Here is an 833-nt window from a genome sequence, read left to right as displayed (position 1 = left end):
CAACGGTTCGCGCATAACATAAGTGGCGACTTAAAATGCGCAAGTCTTTCGGTTAAGGTTTAAGTTTCTAAAAATACACAAACCATTCAATTTAGCACAAATCTCGCCATTTTTGTTATGCGCTGTTGTAAAACGTTTTATTTCGAGTTCTGCTTTTCGTCATCAGTTGCCCATTTCTTTATTTTATCATTCAATTTTGGATAACCTAAACCGCCTAAAAGCATTCCGATTGGCATTCCGATTATTGTTCTCCAGAACTCTTTTGGGTTTCTACGATAATCAGGTAAATAAGCCCAATATAAAAATCCAGCAAATAGAATAATAAGGATAGAAATAATTACATATTCAGCCATATTCTTTAATCTTTCTGTTTGTAATTACGTTTCCATTCTTTAAATCCGATAACGTCGTCTCGAACTTCTTTAATCCAATTTTTTCCGTGAGTTTTATTCAAATGCTCAAATACTATTTTATTGTAAGCAATTATTATTTCATTATCTGGTCCACTGCAACCGAATTCGTAAAAATAAATTCCGTATTTTTTTTCAAATTGAGGGTCAGTTGCAATTATCGTAGGCGCAATTCCACCCATTAACAAGAGGAATGGATTTCCATTTTTAATATCTAATTCCGCTATTTTTTTAGCCTTATTTTCATCAGTAACAAAAGTTAGTTTTGAAACTCCAGCATTATTTAATTGTTCATCACTCAACTCCCCAATTCTTGAAAATATAACAGTTTCTTCTTCCGTTTGAGCATTCAAAGTCAAAGTTAGAATTCCAATAAATAACGTTAATATGAATTTCATACGGTTCTCATAAATGTTTTACAAC

At 31.9% G+C, this 833-nt stretch carries 2 protein-coding genes; both read right to left on the bottom strand.

What is annotated here, in order from left to right:
• Nucleotides 1-137: 137 nt before the first annotated feature.
• Nucleotides 138-353 (bottom strand): hypothetical protein, encoded by a 216-nt coding sequence (locus LB452_RS13425; RefSeq protein ID WP_224462248.1) that lies wholly within the window; start codon nucleotides 351-353, stop codon nucleotides 138-140.
• 5 nt (nucleotides 354-358) lie between these two features.
• Nucleotides 359-808, bottom strand: a complete 450-nt coding sequence (locus LB452_RS13420; RefSeq protein WP_224462247.1) for an FEKKY domain-containing protein — start codon at nucleotides 806-808, stop codon at nucleotides 359-361.
• Nucleotides 809-833: the final 25 nt, after the last annotated feature.

This window comes from Psychroflexus longus, assembly GCF_020164595.1.
GTDB classification, from domain to species: Bacteria; Bacteroidota; Bacteroidia; order Flavobacteriales; family Flavobacteriaceae; genus Psychroflexus; species Psychroflexus longus.
Note: the sequence above shows the minus strand (reverse complement) of the source record. Positions and strands in the feature narration are given on the sequence as shown.